Annotated in this window: 11 protein-coding genes; 7 read left to right on the top strand and 4 right to left on the bottom strand. The window is 67.5% G+C overall.

Going from position 1 to position 17,387, the window contains the following annotated elements:
• Window positions 1-39: 39 nt before the first annotated feature.
• Together M4578_RS13980 and M4578_RS13975 are read right to left on the bottom strand one after the other, a co-directional pair.
• Window positions 40-3,447: a molybdopterin-dependent oxidoreductase gene (locus M4578_RS13980; RefSeq protein WP_258093900.1), complete on the bottom strand. Its 3,408-nt coding sequence runs from the start codon at window positions 3,445-3,447 to the stop codon at window positions 40-42.
• Window positions 3,448-3,561: 114 nt separating this feature from the next.
• The gene (locus M4578_RS13975; protein WP_258093899.1) at window positions 3,562-3,957 is read right to left on the bottom strand and encodes a cupin domain-containing protein; all 396 of its coding nucleotides are present in this window, start codon (window positions 3,955-3,957) and stop codon (window positions 3,562-3,564) included.
• An 822-nt stretch (window positions 3,958-4,779) separates the two neighbouring features.
• Between M4578_RS13975 and M4578_RS13970 the strand changes: the two genes are divergently transcribed.
• From M4578_RS13970 to M4578_RS13950, 5 genes are all read left to right on the top strand, one after another.
• Entirely contained in the window at window positions 4,780-5,895 is a 1,116-nt protein-coding gene (locus M4578_RS13970; protein ID WP_258093898.1) for a glycine cleavage T C-terminal barrel domain-containing protein, read from the top strand.
• The gene (gene torT / locus M4578_RS13965) at window positions 5,892-7,073 is read left to right on the top strand and encodes a TMAO reductase system periplasmic protein TorT (RefSeq protein WP_258093897.1); all 1,182 of its coding nucleotides are present in this window, start codon (window positions 5,892-5,894) and stop codon (window positions 7,071-7,073) included. The genes M4578_RS13970 and torT overlap by 4 nt, the downstream gene beginning before the upstream one ends.
• Before the next feature lie 2 nt (window positions 7,074-7,075).
• Complete coding sequence (locus M4578_RS13960; RefSeq protein ID WP_258093896.1) at window positions 7,076-8,725, top strand: sugar ABC transporter ATP-binding protein; 1,650 nt, start codon at window positions 7,076-7,078, stop codon at window positions 8,723-8,725.
• Entirely contained in the window at window positions 8,725-9,753 is a 1,029-nt protein-coding gene (locus M4578_RS13955; protein WP_258093895.1) for an ABC transporter permease, read from the top strand. Before M4578_RS13960 ends, M4578_RS13955 begins: the two co-directional genes overlap by 1 nt.
• A gap of 165 nt (window positions 9,754-9,918) precedes the next feature.
• Entirely contained in the window at window positions 9,919-11,388 is a 1,470-nt protein-coding gene (locus M4578_RS13950; protein ID WP_258093894.1) for an aminotransferase-like domain-containing protein, read from the top strand.
• Between the two features lie 69 nt (window positions 11,389-11,457).
• On the opposite strand, the gene M4578_RS13945 is transcribed toward M4578_RS13950, so the two are convergent.
• On the bottom strand, window positions 11,458-13,824 hold the full coding sequence (locus M4578_RS13945) for a trimethylamine N-oxide demethylase (protein WP_274705632.1): 2,367 nt from the start codon (window positions 13,822-13,824) through the stop codon (window positions 11,458-11,460).
• Between the two features lie 74 nt (window positions 13,825-13,898).
• Complete coding sequence (locus tag M4578_RS13940; RefSeq protein WP_258093893.1) at window positions 13,899-15,242, bottom strand: NAD(P)-binding domain-containing protein; 1,344 nt, start codon at window positions 15,240-15,242, stop codon at window positions 13,899-13,901.
• Between the two features lie 176 nt (window positions 15,243-15,418).
• On the opposite strand from M4578_RS13940, the gene M4578_RS13935 reads away from it, so the two are divergent.
• Together M4578_RS13935 and M4578_RS13930 are read left to right on the top strand one after the other, a co-directional pair.
• Window positions 15,419-16,711, top strand: a complete 1,293-nt coding sequence (locus tag M4578_RS13935) for an ABC transporter substrate-binding protein (RefSeq protein WP_258093892.1) — start codon at window positions 15,419-15,421, stop codon at window positions 16,709-16,711.
• Entirely contained in the window at window positions 16,686-17,357 is a 672-nt protein-coding gene (locus M4578_RS13930; RefSeq protein ID WP_258093891.1) for a helix-turn-helix domain-containing protein, read from the top strand. Before M4578_RS13935 ends, M4578_RS13930 begins: the two co-directional genes overlap by 26 nt.
• Window positions 17,358-17,387: the final 30 nt, after the last annotated feature.

The following is a 17,387-nucleotide window of genomic DNA, read 5'->3' as shown; positions in this document are numbered from 1 at the left end:
CGCCGTTCGTGGACACGCGCGGCGGCGCTTGTGGCGGTGTCAGGCATCAATCACCATATCCGACACCGGAACCGCCTGGCAGGACAGGCAACGGTTGTCTTCCTCGGGGGCGCTGCCATCCGCATGTACCGCCTGGCCGTGTAGCACGCCGATGGTGCAATTCTCGCATTGCCCGACCCGGCAGCCGCTGGGCAGGGCCAGCCCGGCGTTCTCCGCCAGCCGCAGCAGCGAGTCCTGCGTGCCGTCCCAGATCAGGCTGCGGCCGCTGCGGGCGAAGGTGATCTCGAACCGCGCGTCGCTGGGGGGCAGGATCCGGGGCGGCGCCTGAAAGGCTTCGCGGAAGATGTCGAAGCGGGGGACGCCCGCCGCGATCAGCGCGGCGGTCATGTTGTCCATCATCTCGGTGCCGCCACAGAGGTAGTGCAGCGCGCGCGCCTCGATCAGCGCGGGGTCGAGATGGGATAGGTTCATGTGGCCTTCATGGGCGAAGTCGCGCCCCGCCTGCTCGTGGGGCCGGGGGCGGCTGTAGATGTCGATGACCGACAAGCGGGGCAGACGCTTTTGCAGCGCCCGCAGACGCCGGGCAAAGACATGGGAGTCGCGGTTGCGGCTGTTGTAGATCAGCGTGAAATCGGTCTCCGCGCGTTCGGCGGCGGCGGTTTCGAGCGCCGAGAGGAACGGGGTGATGCCGATGCCCGCCGCATAGAAGACGACCGGGCGCGAGGACTGGACCGGCAAAAGGAACTTGCCCGTGGGCGCCTGCGCCTCGACGGTCTCGCCGAGGTGCAGCCTGGCGGTGAGATGGTCGGAGGCGGCAAAGGCCCCGGCTGGGGGCGGGGTCTCGGTCCAGAGGTTGCGCACGCAGATGCGGTATTCGGCGACCGAGGTGGTGCCGCCGCGCCCGATCAGCGAATAGGAGCGGGTTTCGCGCCGCCCGTCGCCGAGATCCCAGGCCAGCGTCAGGCTCTGGCCCGGCGCGAAACCGGGCAGGCGGGCACCGTCCGGGGCCGCCAGATGCAGACGCCGGACACCCGGCGCCTCTTGCACGCTTTTGCGCAGGATCAGCGGGCGCTCTCCATCCCAGCGTTTCGGCTGCGCGCCGCGCCGCTTTTCGCGCCGGATGTCGCAGGGGAAGGAGCGCATGGGCACCCCGCCGCTGACCGGATCGACGTGGCTGGTGTCGATGAGGCTGTTGAAATTGCTGCTGCCCTTGCCGGAAACCGGGGTTTCGCCCTGACCGAGCGGAGCGCAGCTTTGCCACCAGCCGAAATCGGCGAGGATGACGCCGGGATGCAGCCCGGCGGCGATCTCGGTGCGGAACCGGGCGCTGCCGTTGCGGGTGCGGATCTCGGCCCAGTCGCCGGTTTGCAGGCCCTTGGCCATCGCCAGCTCGGGCGAGATCCGCGCGGTGGGGGCGCCGTCCTTGCGGCGCAGGCTTGCCAGGCTGCGCTGCTGGCTGTGGCAGTAATAGCCGCTTTTCGCGGTGGTCAGCAGATAGGGCCATCTCTTGCCCGGCGCCGGGGGCCGGGCCGAGGCGGCATCGGGCAGCGGTGGCTGGCCCTGTTCGCGCAGGGTTTCGGAATAGAGCTCGACCAGGCCCGAGGGGGTGGCAAACCCTTCGTGCCGGTAGGTCCGGGTGGGGTGATCGAGCGGCAGACGGATGCCGCCGGGATTGGCGCGCAGGGTGGCGAGGTCGAGGCCCAGCGGGGCCAGCATCGCCTCGTATCCGCGTTCGAGCGAGCCGCCGAAAAACGCCTCGCCCATGTTCAGCCGCCCGGCCAGCGCAAAGACGATTTCCGCATCCGAGCGGGTATCGCCCCGCCGCGACACCATGGGCTGGCGCAACTGCACCCAGTCCGCCGCGTCGGGCGAGATGTCGAAACCGATGCGCAGCGCCTCGCGTTCCCAGAGCGTGTTGACCGGCAGCACGATGTCGGCCATCGCGGCGGTGGGGGTCATGAACATGTCGCAATGGACATGGAACTCCAGCGCGCGGAAGGCGTCCTGCGCCAGTCTCGTGTCGGCCTGCGACAGCAACGGGTTGCCGCCAAAGCCGACATAGGCGCGCAGCTTGTAGGGCGTGCCCGTCAGGATCGCGTCGTAAAGGCTGCGGGTGCGGATCCAGCCGGCGGCGGCGGGGCCGATGGGCCGGTCTTCACGGCCAAGCGCCTTGTCGAGCTGGCCTTCGGGAAGCTGGGCGATGTCGTTCACGGCCGCGGCGGGCTGGCTGCCGAAGATGCGGTTGCCGCCCTCGGCGTCGAAGCTGCCGGTGAGTGCGTAGAGGCAGCTCATGGCGCGCATGGTCTGCGTGGCGTTGGCGTGCTGCTCGACCCCGGTCCAGCTATGCATTGAGACCGCGCCCGCCTCGGCGATCATCGCGGCGGCCTTGCGGATCTCGCCGGGATCGACCCAGGCGGCCTCGGCCAGCGCGTCGCCGGTCATCGCGGCGCAGGTCTCGGTATAAAGATCGAGGACCGTTCGGCAGGGCAGGGCGGTACCGTCGATGCTGCGAAGGTCGAAGCGGCCGTGCAGGGCGGCGCTTTCGGGCAGGGGGCGTGCGGTGCCGGGCGTGGCGGGGGGCAGCACCGCCGGCGCGCCGGTGGCTTCGTCCCAGAACACCGGGGCATCGGCGGGCGACAGGCCCAGATCGGCGCCACGCAGCAGCGCGCCGTCGCTCTCGCGCACCAGCAGCGGTGCGTTGCTCCACTGTGTGGCAAAGGCAGCATCGTGACCGTCGTGGGCGATCAGCTCGTGGGTCAGCGCCATGGCCAGGGCGGCATCGCCGCCGGGCCGCACACGTAGCCAGAGATCCGCCTCGCGCGCCAGTGCCGTTTCGCGTGGGTCGATGACGATCAGCTTTGCACCGCGCTTGCGGGCCTCGCCGATGGCATGGGCCTGCGACAGCCAGGTGCTGGACGGGTTGAAGCCCCAGAGGATGATGAGATCGGTGCGCGCGTAATCGGGCAGCGGCATGCCGCGCCCGAAAGTGAAGCTGTGGGCGCCTTCCTTGTGCCAGTTACAAAGCTCGGAGGCGTAGACGATGTTGGGGCTGCCGAAGCGGAAGACGAACCGCTCGACCCAGGGCGCGCTGTCGGCCATCGGGGTGCCCGACGGGGTGGTGATGCCAAAGCCCACCGCCTCGGCGCCGCTTTCGGCACGGATGGCGCCCAGCCGCTCGGCCACCAGATCCAGCGCCATATCCCAGGAGATCGGCTCCCAGCCGGGATCGGCATCGCCCTTGGGGCGGGTCCGGCGCAGGGGCGTGGTCAGCCGGTCGGGGTTGTCGAGCAGCTCGGGCGCGGATTTCCCCTTGAGGCACATGGACTGCCCGGTCGGATGTTCGGGATCGCTGCGCACCGAGACGATGCGGTCGTTCTCCACCGAATAGACCGCGCCGCAGGTCGAGGTGCAGAGCGCGCAGTAACCCTTTTTTTCCGTCACAGCCATGGTCGTCTCCCTGTGGGGTTGGTCTTCTGCCCGGCGGATCCGGCCGATCCGCCGGGCAGTTGCGTTGCGGTCCCGCGACCCGGGGAAGCTGCCGCAGGACCGCGCGCGTCGCGATCAGGCCGGGATTTCGCCGGCAAAGCGCTTGAGTACCGGTTCCGACATTTCCCAGGTCCCGCGAAAGCCCTTGCGGATCGCGAACCCGTCGCCGGGACCGAAGGTGGAAACGGTGCCGCTGTCGGCGTCGGTGATGACGATCTTGCCTTCGATCAGCACCGCCATTTCGTTGAAGGGATAATCGGTCAGCTTCATGGTGCCGGTGGTGCAGGTCCAGACACCGGCGAAGAAATTGCCGTTCTCGCTGGTCATGAACACGTCGAGCACCTGTTCGCAGGTGCCGTCCACGATTTCGCCCAGAGTGGCGGGGCCACGCACTTCCTTGCCGCTTTTGCTGCCGGCGGGGTCGAGAGACACCAACACTTGGGTCTCCGCAGTCGTCAGGTCTTTGGTCATGGTCCTCTTCCATCTCTTGCAAAATCGGGACTTTCGGGCCGGGGGCACGCGGTGCGGGAACGCGGCCCGGTGCCGGGTGTCGCGTGGGCAGACGTGTGTCCGGTCGAGGGTCCGGTTGAAGGGGCCGCCGCGTGATGCCTCGTGCAAAAGGCGCTGTCGGTGGCCATGAGCATCAGTCTGGGTGAAAACAGCGGCTTTGAAAGGCCCAAGACCCATAATCTTCGTGGGCCCAATTTCGGGTCTGCCCGGGAGTCGCGTGGCGCGGCATGTGCGATGCCTTTTGGGCGAAAGGCGTGCCTGTTTTGGGGGGCGAAACGGCGACAGAGGGCCGTTGTCGGGAGAGCGCCGGAAGGTGGGTGCTGTGGCGTTGATCGGGAGGGAAAGGAATAAAATATCCTTTAATCAATTAGATAAGGTGAATGTGAGCAAAATTTAGGCGCCGGGGCCGAGACGGTTGGGCGCTGCGGGGCCGTGCAAGCGAATCGCAGAGTTTTGGCAATCAAAACATGTATTTAATTCGAATGTTCCGGCCCGATCGCGGGCCCGGCGCCCGGCGTGGGGCCGCCCTGGCCGGGGCTGGGACCGTGCGGCGGGCCTTGGGTCCATGAACTAGTCTTTGCTTGGGCCTTTCTCGATCCGCGGACCCGAGCCCAAGATTGGGTCATCAGTCCGGGCCAGGTGGGTCCGGCTGCCATGCCGCCGGCCGATCCTCCGGCAAACGCGGCATCTCATTCTGGAAATGGCCATCCGCCGGACACACCCGGCCGGCCGCTTGGATCCCAAAGGTGACGCCCGCCTCGGCGCGGGCGCAAGGAGCGTGTCTTGCCGCAACCCGGCCGTCTTCACAGCATTCCCTCCACCCCGGACGGGCCTCTGCCCGGGCCGGAGGAGTCCCCGGCGCTGGCGGCGCTGCTGGACGGGGTGGCGCTCTGCGACCGGGAAAGCGAACATATGCTGCGGCTTTCCGGCCCCGGCGCGCGCGGCCTTGTCGATTTCATCAGCCCGAGGGATCTGACGGGCATTGCCGCAGGGCAGGGGGCTTACACGCTGATCCTTGCGGAAGACGGCGGCATTCTCGACGACGCGCGGATTCACTGGCTGGAAGACGACGCGGTTCTGCTGATCCTGGGAACCGGCGCCGCCGCGCCGTTGCTGAGCGGGCTGGCAAAGCAGCGGCGGATACGGTGCACCCGAGAGACGTCGTTGCGGCGGCTGTCGCTTTACGGTCCCCGGGCGGCGGCGCTGCTGGCCGGGCATCTGGGCTGCGATGTGGCGGATCTGGCGCGGTGCCAGGCGCTGCGGGGGCGGCTTTTCGGAGAGGAGGGGCTGCTGGCCCAGACCGGGCTTGGGCCCATCACCGGCTTCGACATTCTGGCGGAGGCGCCTGCAACGGCCGCCATCCGCGCCGCGTTGCTGGAGCGGGGCGGGCTGCTGCCCTGCACGCCCGACGACCTGCGGGCGCTGCGCGCCGAGCGCGGCCAGCCGGCGTTTCCGCAGGATCTGGGCCCCGGCGCCACCCCATGGGAGGCCGGCTTGGGCTGGGCTGTCGCGCCGGGCAAGCCCGCGTTTCAGGGCCGGGCCGGGCTGCTGCGGCGGCGCGGCAACGAAAGATTTCATCTCTGCCCGATCGAGACTGGCCCCGGCGCCGCGCCGCTTGTCGCGGGCGCGCAGGTCTATGCCTTCGGCCGCGAGGCGGGGCTGGTGACCAGCGGACGGGTCTCGCCCCGGCGGGGCCGCGCCATCGGCTTCGCCTGGCTCTACCGCTTCGCCGCCGCCGAGGGCACGCCGCTGCTGATCCACGGCGGGGCAGGTGTGACGGCCACGGTCGCCGCACGCAGCGATCCGCACTCATCGCCATCCCGCGTCTTCTCCGTGCTGGAGGGGCGCCAAACCGCCCGGGACAAAACCGGGCTTCCCAACAGGAGACAAACCACATGACATTGCGCCTATCCCCCTTCGCACGCGGGCTGACCGCCGCCGCAAGCACCGCCCTTTTCGCCGGGAGCCTCTGGGCCGAAGAGCCCTGGTGGCCGGCCGAGGTGAACCCCTACAGCCTGTCCTGCACCGACGGGTCGGATGCCTGCTGGGCGGATCCTGCGAACAACCCCGCCGCGCTGCCCGTCGCCGAGTATGTGCCGCTGTCGCCCGACGAGGTGACGAAGAAATGGAACATCTGCGTCGCCTTTCCGCATCTCAAGGATTCCTACTGGGTCGGCATCGGCTATGGGGTGATCTCGGAAGGCAAGCGCCTGGGGCAGAAGATCTCGCTGTTCGAGGCGGGCGGCTATACCAATCTGGAACGCCAGCTCCGCCAGGTCGAGGATTGCGTGAACGCCGGGGCCGACGCGGTGGTGCTGTCGGCGATCTCGGGCAAGGGCAACGCCAACCAGGTGGACGAGATCCGCGCGCAGGGCATTCCGGTCATCGACCTGGTGAACGGGGTCGGCACGCAGGTCGATGCCAAGATCCTCGAAAGCTGGTATCTGCTGGGCTATCTCGCCTGCAACTGGGTGGCGCAGAAACATCCCGAAGGCAGCGGCAAGGTCAGCGCGGCCTGGTTCCCCGGACCGCCGGGCGCGGCCTGGTCGGTGGCCGGCGATCAGGGCTGCATGGCCGGGGTCGAGGGCAGCGATGTCGAGCTGATTGCCACGAAATGGGGCGATACCGGCAAGTCGATCCAGCTCAAGCTGGTCGAGGATGTGGTGGCCTCGCGCAGCTCGGGCAGCGAGGTGGATCTGCAATATATCATCGGCTCGACCCCGACCATCGAGGCCGCCGTGGGCGTGGTGCGCGACCGGGGCATTTCGGACAGCACGCAGCTTGTCTCCTATTACTACAACACCGGCGTCGATCTGCTGATGAAACAGGGCCGCATGGCCATGGCGCCCAGCGATCAGATGGTGTTGCAGGGCCGGATCGCCATCGACCAGGCGGTGCGTCTGCTGGAGAAGAAGGAGATGGCCACCGGCGGCGCGCCGGAATACGGCAATACCGAGCGGATCACCGAACATGTGCAGCCTCTGCCCCTTGTGGTCACCCGCGACAGCTATGCCGAGTTCGACTCCGGCTCGACGCTGGCGCCGGCGGGCTGGACGCCCGAGTTCAGCGTGGACTGAGCATGGCGCAGATCGTGGAACCCGGAGACACGGCGCGCGCGGCGCCGCGTCCTCCCAGCTCCCTCGAACCCCATGGGCCGGTCGATCCGGCCCATGCGGGCGCGCCGCTGCTGCGGCTTGAGGGGATCACCAAGCGCTACCCCGGCACGCTGGCGCTGGATAGCGTGGATTTCGACGTGCGGCCCGGCGAGGTGCATGTGCTTTTCGGCGAGAACGGCGCCGGGAAATCGACCCTGATCCAGACCATCGCGGGGGTGCACCGGCCCAGCTCGGGGCGGATCTTCTTGCGCGGGCGCGAGGTGACGCTGGAATCGGTGCGCCATGCCCGGACGCTGGGCATCAGCGCGGTGTTCCAGGAATTCTCCATCGTGCCGCAGATGACGGTAGAGGAAAATCTCTTTCTCGGCGACGAGCCCCGGCGCGGCGGCATGCTCGACAAGCGCGCGGTGCGGCGCATGGCGACCGAGGTGCTGGATCGTCTGGGCTTCGAGCTGCGGCCCGGCCAGCACGCGCTGTATCTGTCGCGCGCCGAACAGCAGATGGTCGAGATCGCCAAGGCGTTCTGCACCCGCCCCTCGGTGGTCATTCTCGACGAACCGACCGCCTCGCTGACCGAGCGCGAGACCGAACGGCTGTTCGAGCTGATCGAACAGCTCAAGTCCGAAGGCATCGGGATCGTCTACATCACCCACCGGATGAGCGAGATCCAGCGCATCGGCGACCGCATCACTGTGCTGCGCGACGGGCGCTATATCGAGACGCTGCCGGTCGCGGGCACGACGCAGGAACGGCTGGTCGCGCTGATGACGGGCCGGGTGGTGGACCAGATCTTTCCGCAGATCCGCTCCGATCCCGGCGAGGAGCTGCTGCGGCTCGACGGCATCTGCGCGTCCTCGGGCAGCGAGACGGTGCTCGAGGATGTCTCGATCCGCGTGCGCGCGGGCGAGGTGGTGGGCATTGCCGGGCTCGTGGGCTCGGGCAAGTCCGAGATCGGCCGCGCGGCCTTTGGCATCCTGCGTCCGGATCGCGGCAGCATCCAGTTGCGCGGCGAGACGGTGTTCGATGCCGATGCCGGGATCGACCGGCTGGGCCCACGCGCCATGCTGGACCGGGGGTTGATCTATGTGCCGCCGGACCGGCGGGAAGAGGGGCTCGCCATGGTGCTGCCCGCGCGCGAGAACATGTCGCTTGCCGCGCTCGACCTGCCGGGGTTCTCGCGCGGCGGTCTGCTGCGCCGAAGCGCCGAGAAACGCGATGTCTCGGCGGTGGCCAAGCGGCTGGCGCTGAGCCCGATGAATATCGAGCGCCGGGCCGAGCATTTTTCCGGCGGCAACCAGCAGAAGGTGCTGATCGGAAAGGCGCTGCTGCGGATCGGTGCGCAGCCCGAAGACGCGCGGGGCCGGGTGGTGATTTTCGACGAGCCGACGGTGGGTGTCGATATCGGTGCGCGTATGCTGATCTACCGCGCCATGCGCGACCTTTGCGAAGCCGGGGCCGGGGTGGTGCTGATCTCGTCCGACCTGCCGGAAATCCTGCATCTCGCCCATCGCAGCTATGTCATGCACCGCGCCCGGCTGCGCGCGGACCTGCCCGCCTGCGAGACCACCGAAGAGACCGTCCTGAGCCATTTCTTTGATCCGGAGACCGACTGATGTCTGCCAATACCGCCCCCGGCGTGCCGCTTGCCGCCGCCCCCTTGAAACTCAAGACCCTCGTGACCCGCGTCTTTGTTCGCGCGGGGATCCTGCCGTGGTTCCTGATCTCCTGCGTACTGCTGCTGACGCTCACGACCGACAGCTTTCTGACCGGCAGCAATATCTCGACCGTGGCGCGGCAGGCCACCTATCTGATCCTCGCGGCGGTGGCGCAGATGCTGGTGCTGCTGACGCGCGGGCTCGACCTGTCCATCGGAACGATGTTCGCCATGGGCTCGGTGGTCACCTCGATGGCCATGGTCGCCACATCCCCCATGGGCCCCGCCGCCGCCATCGCCCTGGGCATGGGCGCGGGCATGGCGACCTGCCTCGTGATCGGCGCCGCCAACGGCATCGGGGTCGCCTATTTCAACGTGCCGCCCTTTGTGATGACGCTGGCCATGTCCTCCATCGTCTCGGGCCTGGCCTTCTACTCGACCGGCGGCACGCCGGTATACGGGCTGCCCTATGAATTTTCCGAGATCTTCGGCTACGGCAAGCTCTTCGGCATCGCCGTGCCGGTGATCGTCACCGCCGCCGTGCTGGTTCTGGTGCATCTCTACGTGAGCTGGACGCGGGCGGGGCGTTATCTCTATGCCATCGGCGGCAACCCCAAGGCCTCCGAGCTCTCGGGGATCGACACCAAGTTCAATCTCTTCATGACCTATGTCGTCTCCTCGGGGATCACCGGGATTTCGGCGCTGCTGCTGACCGCGCGGCTGGAAAGCGGGGAAAGCAATATCGGCGTGGAATATCCGCTGATGTCCATTGCCGCCTGCGCCATCGGCGGGGTGAGCCTGTTCGGTGGCATCGGCAAGCTGGGGAACGTGGTGCTGGGCGCGGTGTTCATCATCTTCGTGCAGAACGGCATGAACCTGCTGCAACTCAATTCGTACCTCCAGATGGTGGTGATCGGGCTGCTGCTGATCCTTGCCATCGTGGCCGACAACTACCGGCTGAAACTGCTGGCGCGGATGGCGGATTAAGCGGGTCGGGGCGTCCCGAAATTGGGCGCGCCCCGGTGAATTTCCGGCGCCGGGCAAGGGCGCGGCGCCGGGGCCTTGACGGCGCGGGCAGGCGGGATCCTCCTGTCGGTCCGGCCGCCGGGCGGGTGCCGCAGGCACCGGGACGGACAGAATGGAGAACAGCGCATGAGCGGCGCCCTGGTGCAGCTTCCGGTCAAGATCAACCGCGGCTCGGACGTGCCGATCCAGGACCAGCTTTTTGTCGCGATCCGCGATCTGATCGCGCGCGGGGTGATCGGGCCGAAGATGCGGCTTCCGGCCTCGCGCGCGCTCAGCCAGCAGCTTTCTGTATCGCGCAACACCGTCAAGAACGCCTATGCCAATCTCATCAGCCAGGGCTATCTGTCGTCCTTCGGAACCAGCGGCACCTATGTGAGCGAGCGGCTGCCCGACCGGCAGTTCTCGGCCCTGGCCGAGCGGCCCGCGCCGGAGAGCCCGCCGCTGCCGGAGGCGGGCCCGCTGCCCGGCCCCGAGCCCGGTCCGCCGCCGCGCGGGGGCCAGTTCGATTTCGGGCTCAAGGGCAGCAACCCGGCCATCGCGCCGGAACGCACCTGGCGGCGGCTGCTGATCAAGCATCTGCCGTTTCAGGCGCGCAATGCGGGTCAGACCGATCCCGCCGGGCTGACCGCGCTGCGCGAGGCGGTGGCGGGGTCGGTCTGCCCGCTGCGCGGCATCTCGGTCGATCCGGCGCGCTGCGCCATCGTTCTCGACGATTACCGGGCGCTGGACACGGTGGCGCGGGTTCTGACCCATCGCATCCGCCGCGTCGCGGTCGAGGACCCTTGCGAGGCCGGGTTGCACTATCTTCTGCGCAGCCAGGGGCTGGAGGTGGTGCCGGTGCGGGTGGATGCGCAGGGGCTCTGCGTCGAGGATCTGGCGCGTCACGAGGTTGCGGCGGTTTTCGTCACGCCCTCGCACCAGCAGCCGACCGGGGTCACCATGAGCCTTGCGCGGCGCGGCGCGCTGCTCGACTGGGCGGCGGAGACCGGGGCGCATGTGGTGGAGTGGGACACGTTCGGAGAGTTCAGCTACGATCACTCGCCGATCCCCTCGCTGTTCTCGCTCGACCGGCTGGACCGGGTGGTTTATATCAACGGCTTCTCGTCCTGGATCGGCGCGGGGGTGCAGCTTTGCTGCGTGGCGCTGCCGCCGGGGCTGATCGAGCAGTTCCTGATCATCAAGCCGTTTCTCAACCCCGAGCCCGACTGGCTGGAACAGCGCGCCGCCGCCGAGTTCATGGCCAGCGACAGCCTGTTCAGCCACCTGCGCCGGGTGCAGCAGCATTTCCGGCAGGTGCGCGACACGCTGCGCGCCTGTCTCGACGAGCAGTTCCCGGAGCAGCGGATCACCGGGGCCCAGGCCGGGCGTCATCTGGTCTGGCACCTGCCGCCCGGCGGCCCGGGCGCCCGCGCGCTGCACGAACGGGCGCGGGCTGCGGGGCTGTGCATCCCGACGCTGCACGACGGGTATTCGAGCTTTGGCGCGGGCGCGGCGCTGTGCGATCCCGATGCCACCTTGCTGCTGGGCTACGCGCGGCTGGACGATGAAAGCGCCCGCGCCGGGGTCGCGGCGCTGGCGGGTGTCTGGCGGGGCTGAGCGCCGGGGCGGAAATGCAAACGCGCGCCCTTGGGCAAGGGCGCGCCGCAGGGTCCGGACGCGGAGAGCCTAGCTGCGGGGCCGGGTCTTTTGCGGGTCGTAATGCGGGAAATCGGCGACCTTCGCGGCATAGCGCTTGAGGTGGCCGTCAAGCTGGCCGACCTCGACCTCGGTGCCGGTTTCGGCATGGGCCACGTCGATCCGCGCCAGCGCGATCCACTGCCCGGTGCGGGGCGAGCGCATGGCCGAGCAGACCTCGCCCACCTGGGCGCGGCCGATGCGGATGCAGTCGCCATGCGCCACGGCGTTCTGGCCCTCGATCTCCAGCCCGACGAATTTGCGGGACGGCGTTTCCTTGCGCCGCAGCAGCGCCTCGCGTCCGACGAAATCGGCGGTCTTGGATTTCAGCGGCACGGTAAAGCCGACGCCCGCCTCGAACGGGTCGGTCTGGTCCGAGAAATCGTAGCCGGCGAACACCAGCCCGGCCTCGATGCGCACCAGATCCAGCGCGGCAAGCCCCATGGGTTTCATCCCCAGCGGCTGGCCCGCCTCCCAGATCGCGTTGAAAATCTCGGCGCCGTGCTTGGGATGGCAGAACACCTCATAGCCCAGCTCGCCGGTATAGCCGGTGCGCGAGACGACCACCGGCACGCCTTCGGGGCCGCCGAGGCGCGCGGGCGTGAAGCGGAACCAGCCCATCCCGGTCAGTTCGGGCTGATGCGGGGCGGTCCAGAACAGCGCGGAAATCAGCTCGCGCGATTTCGGGCCCTGAACGGCCAGATTGTGCATCTGGTCGGTGGAGGAGCGGATCATCACGTTCAGACCCAGCCGCGCCGCCTCCTCGCGCATCCAGACGCCGCCCTCGTCCGATCCGCCGATCCAGCGGAAATTATGCTCGCCCAACCGGAACAGCGTGCCGTCGTCGATCATGCCGCCATGGGGGTAGCACATGGCGGAATAGACCACCTGGCCGATCCCCAGCTTTTCCACGTTGCGGGTCAGCACCCAGTTCATCAGCGCCTCGGCGTCGGGGCCGGTGACCTCGAACTTGCGCAGCGCCGAGAGGTCGGTGACCACCACGTCGTTGCGGCAGGCCCAGTAGCTTTCCACCGTGTCGCAGTCCGGGAACGTGTTCGGCAGCCAGAACCCGTTGTAATCGGCAAAGTCGCGCGTCATCGCGGCGAAACTGTCGTAAAAGGCGCTTTGACGCGTCATGATCGGGTCCTCGTCGGGGGTCGGGCGCCAGGCGGTGGCGCGGGAAAAGCGTTCCTCGGCGCCATAGGTGCGCACATGGATGTCGGTCAGGTGCCAGCCATTGGCCGCCGAAGTGTCGTCGGGGCAGGCCGAGGAGACGCAGACCAGATCGGTCAGCGCGCGCAGCAGCACGTAATCGCCGGGGCGGCTCCACGGCTCGTCGGCGACCATCACGCCATGGGCGTCGATGGCGGTGTTGAAGAAGAAATTCGCCGCCATCCAGCCGGGGCGGCCGGGGATGTCATAGGCGGAGAGTTCGGCGTTGAAATTGTCCGAGCAGTTGGCGTGGCCGGGATAGCCGATGTCATCGTAATATTTCGCGTTGCAGGCCAGGGCAAAGGCGTCGTGGCGCCCGCAGGTGTCCTGCACCACCTCGACCAGCGGGGTCAGGTCGTGGTCGAAATATTTCCCGTGCAGGCCGGGCATCGGGTAATCGTGGCCCTGAATGGTGCGGGTGGTGGTCACGTCGAGCGGGTGAAAGATGCCCTTGTCCACCTTGCGCGCGTCGAAACACTGGAAATCGGTGCACTGGCGCCCGTCCACATCCATGATCTGGATGTATTCGCCCTTGGCGACGCGATAGGCGCGCGCCGTGGCCGAAGCGACGCGCAGGTCCAGCACCGGATCGGCGAGCGGATCGGGCAGCGCGAACTGCCCCGCCTGCCGCGCTTCGGCGCGGATGATGGTGACGGTGAGAGGCGTCGCGGTGGTCTGCGCTTCGAAATCGGGCGCAGGCGCGGGGGCGGCGATGACCAGCCAGCCGGATGCCTGGGCAATGGCCTCGGCGCTGTCGCCAGCGGGGCTGGTGGCGGAGAAGAGGCCCACGGTCCGGGCGCTTGCGTCGATGCCGCGTTTTTCCAGACCCTGCCGCAGCCGCACGATGCCCGGCGCGCCGCTCTCCAGCACCGCGCGCAGACCGTCGCCCGCGGCATCGGCGCTCAGGCCCAGCAGGCCCGCATCCACGCGCCCGTCGGAACGGGCGGCCAGCAGCTCGCAGGGCTGGCCGCCCTCGGTGTTGGTGACGGAGATCCGGTCGCCCTGCCGCAGCTCGACCAGCAGCGCCCCGCCGCCGGGAACGGTGTGGCGCTCCTCGCGCGGGGCGAGCGTGTAGGCCGCGGCGCGCCGGGGCCAGGAGGCTTTGGGCGCGCCGGGTCGGAAGGGCTGGCCGATTTTGTCGAGCAAGGTCGGTCTCCATCGAAGAAAAAGACCGGGGGCACGCAAGGCCCCCGGATCAGGGGGAGGGGGAAGGCCCGCCTTCAGTTCTGAAGATAGGCTTCCATGCTGTCGTCGAGCGCGTCTTTCCACGGCGTGTGGTGCACGGGCGCCATGGTGCCGGTGATCACCGATTCATAGCAGTTGTTGCGGAAGGCCATGATGTCCTTGGCCTTGTGCTTTTTCCACTGCATGAAGGCTTCGGTGGCGCCGTCGACGTTGAAGCTCGGATAATCCGTGTCGGCGATCAGCTCCTTGATGTAATCCGCCTGATACTCGATGGCGTATTTCACATCGTCGGAGGCCTCTTCGCGCTCCACCCGTTCTTTCACGTCGGCTTCCAGAACCGCCTTGTCCTCGGGCACCGCGATGCGGTCCATGATGATGTCGCGGACATACCAGGCCTGGGCGTCGAACATGTTGAAGGTGAACCACTGGTCCTGCATGCCCAGATAGAACATCTTGGGGTTATGCACATAGACCACGCCCTTGTAGAGATCGGCGGTGGCGAGGCGGTTGGCGGTCTTCAGGCGCAGATCGTCGGGCAGGAACGGGAAATAGTGCTTGTAGCCGGTGCAGAGGATGATCGCGTCCACATCCTTGGAGCTGCCGTCCTTGAAATAGACGGTCTTGCCCTCGACACGCTCCATGGCGGGCTTTTCTTCCCAGTTGTCCGGCCAGTTGAAGCCCATGGGCGCCGAGCGGTAGCAGCTTGTGATCGACCTGGCGCCGTATTTCCAGCATTGCGAGCCGATGTCCTCGGCGGAGTAGGACGAGCCCATCACCAGCACGTCCTTGCCTTCGAATTCGCGCGCGTCGCGGAAATCGTGGGCGTGCACGATGCGGCCGTTGAACTGGTCGAAGCCGGGGTATTCGGGCACGTTGGGCGAGGAGAAATGGCCCGAGGCGCAAATGACGTAATCGAACCGTTCCTTGTAGACGCGGTCTTCGGTCATGTCGTGCACGGTGACATCGAACATGCCGGACGCGGCGTCGTATTCGACCCAGCGGATGACCGAGGAAAAGCGGATCCACTTGCGCACATCGGCCTTGATCACGCGGCCTTCGATATAGTCGAAAAGCACGGCGCGCGGCGGGTAGGAGGCGATCTGTTTGCCGAAATGCTCCTCAAAGGAATAGTCGGCGAATTCCAGGCCCTCCTTGGGGCCGTTGGACCAGAGGTAGCGATACATCGAGCAATGCACCGGCTCGCCGTTCTCGTCCACGCCGGTGCGCCAGGTGTAGTTCCACAGCCCGCCCCAGTTCGACTGTTTCTCGAAGCAGACGACTTCCGGGATCTCGGCCCCCTGGGCGGCGGCGGACTGGAAGGCGCGAAGCTGGGCAAGGCCGGAGGGGCCGGCGCCGATGATGGCTACTCGTTTGGTCATTCGTGATCTCCCGTTGGGCTTCTGTTGTGGTATGAACCAATCATATAAATTGGTTCCATTGGTTGACTCTGGTTTGGTCCAAAAGTTTTCCTCTGGTCAATGAATTTTCTTTAGGGGAATATCCGGGGGAGGGGAAATGTGAGGATTTGCCCTCTTTTTGAGCGACAGGGGACCATATGAGCGCAGTGTCACTGGCCCAACGCCTCGCCGTTTCGGGGAGTCTGCCCCGACTCAGCGTGCAGGAACGCGCACCCATCCGCATCGGCGCATTGGTGCCGCTGACCGGCTCGGAAGAATTCTGGGGGCGGCCGGGCCTCGACGGCTGCCGGATCTGGGTGGACTGGATCAACGAGCACGGCGGCATGATGGTCGGCGGGCGGCGGCATCTGGTGGAGCTGGTCGAGGCGGACAGCGCACAGGGCGCCGAGGCGGCGCTGGAGGCCGCGCGGCAGATGGTCGAGACCCGCAAGGTGCGGCTGATGCTGACGCTTGGCGGGCGCGACATGGGGCTGGCGCTGGCCTATCTGATGGACCGGCGGGTGCTGACCGCGACGCTGCTGCCCTCGGACCTGTCGCCGGATCACCCGACCCTGATCGCCCCCGCCGAGGTGCACCCATTCTTCAATGTGACCGGCGTCGAATGGCTGGCGCGGCACCGGCCCGAGGCACGGCGCGTGGCGCTGTGTTCGCAGGCCGACGAGATGGGGTTGCCCTCGCTTGCCACCTACCGCGCCGCCTGCCGCGTGGCGGGGCGCGAGATCGTGGAAGAGGTGCAGTATGATGCCGAGACCGGCGATGCCGGCGCCATTCTAAAGACGATGCTCGCGGCGGAGCCGGATGTGCTCTGCTGGTGTTCCTCGGCGCCGCCGATGATCGAGGCGCTGACAATTGCCGCCTATAAGGCGGGGTTTCAGGGCGAGATCCTCGCCTGTACCTGCGATCATTACGACCGGCTGGTGGCGCAAACCTCGCCCGTCTTCATGGAGCGCTTTACCTTCCAGTTCCCGGATTTCGACGATCCGGCGCTGGAGCGGGCGGAGTTCTTCTTTCGCCGTCCCAAGACCTTCTTCGACACGTTCAACGAGCGTTTCCCCGATGAGTGGACGGCGGTGAGCTGGGAATATGCCGCGATTCTTGATCGCTGGCACGACGCGGTGGAGATGGCCGACAGCCTTGCCAGCCCGTCGGTGCTGGCCGCGCTCAAGCGCGGGCGCAGCATGCCGCACACCTTCGGCATGGCGCGCTGGTGGGGCACCGAGGTCTATGGCATCGACAATGCGCTGGTGGGCGACTGGCCGGTGGTGGCGATCCGCGACGGCAAGGCGCGGATTCAGGAGTTCGGCTCGGTGCTCGACTGGCTGGAGGCGCATGGCGCGACGCTGATCGAAGAGCTGCGCGCCAAGGGTCAGCTTTGGCACCAGCGGGTGAAACCGGACCTGGCACATGCCATGTCGGACAAGGAAGATTGAGAGTGTGGCCTTGAAGAAACGCAGCACGCCGCTGTCGCAGAACCCCCATGCGGTGGGGGAGGCGCGGGAAAAGAACCTCGAAGTGGCCATCGGCCGGCAGGTGCGCGAACTGCGCAAGCGCCAGCGCATGACCGGCGGCGATCTGGCGGGCAAGACCGGCCTGTCCGTGGGCATGCTGTCGAAGATCGAGAACGGGGTCATCTCGCCCTCTCTGAACACCATGTCGGCACTGGCCAATGCGCTTGGCGTGCCGCTGGTGCAGCTTTTCTCCGGCTTCGAGGAGCCGCGCGGCGCGATGCATGTGAAGGCGGGGCAGGGCGCCGAGATCGAGCGCGCCGGTACGCGGGCCGGGCATCAGTATAACCTTCTGGGCCATATCGGGTCGAACAACTCCGGTGTCGTGGTGGAGCCCTACCTGCTGACGCTGACCGACGAGTCGGAGCGGTTTCCCACCTTCCAGCACGAGGGGATCGAGTTCCTCTATATCCTGGAGGGCCGCGTCAGCTATCGCCACGGCGACCAGAGCTATCTTCTGGAGCCCGGCGACGCGCTGCTCTTCGATTCGGATGCACCGCACGGCCCGGAGGAAATTCTCGCCCTCCCGCTGCGCTATCTGTCGGTCATCACCTACCCGCAGGCGGGCTGAGATTGCGCATTTTGCTCACGCTGTGAGCGG

Source organism: Salipiger pentaromativorans (assembly GCF_024721115.1).
In the GTDB taxonomy this organism is placed as follows: Bacteria; Pseudomonadota; Alphaproteobacteria; order Rhodobacterales; family Rhodobacteraceae; genus Salipiger; species Salipiger pentaromativorans.
This window is presented reverse-complemented; position numbering and strand designations above follow the sequence as displayed.

What these genes read in the sequence shown, in the direction of transcription:
- M4578_RS13940 (WP_258093893.1), bottom strand. Translation starts at nt 15,242, where the DNA reads ATGACCAAACGAGTAGCCATCATCGGCGCCGGCCCCTCCGGCCTTGCC.
- M4578_RS13935 (WP_258093892.1), top strand. Translation starts at nt 15,419, where the DNA reads ATGAGCGCAGTGTCACTGGCCCAACGCCTCGCCGTTTCGGGGAGTCTG.
- M4578_RS13930 (WP_258093891.1), top strand. Translation starts at nt 16,686, where the DNA reads ATGCCATGTCGGACAAGGAAGATTGAGAGTGTGGCCTTGAAGAAACGC.
- M4578_RS13980 (WP_258093900.1), bottom strand. Translation starts at nt 3,447, where the DNA reads ATGGCTGTGACGGAAAAAAAGGGTTACTGCGCGCTCTGCACCTCGACC.
- M4578_RS13975 (WP_258093899.1), bottom strand. Translation starts at nt 3,957, where the DNA reads ATGACCAAAGACCTGACGACTGCGGAGACCCAAGTGTTGGTGTCTCTC.
- M4578_RS13960 (WP_258093896.1), top strand. Translation starts at nt 7,076, where the DNA reads ATGGCGCAGATCGTGGAACCCGGAGACACGGCGCGCGCGGCGCCGCGT.
- torT (WP_258093897.1), top strand. Translation starts at nt 5,892, where the DNA reads ATGACATTGCGCCTATCCCCCTTCGCACGCGGGCTGACCGCCGCCGCA.
- M4578_RS13950 (WP_258093894.1), top strand. Translation starts at nt 9,919, where the DNA reads ATGAGCGGCGCCCTGGTGCAGCTTCCGGTCAAGATCAACCGCGGCTCG.
- M4578_RS13955 (WP_258093895.1), top strand. Translation starts at nt 8,725, where the DNA reads ATGTCTGCCAATACCGCCCCCGGCGTGCCGCTTGCCGCCGCCCCCTTG.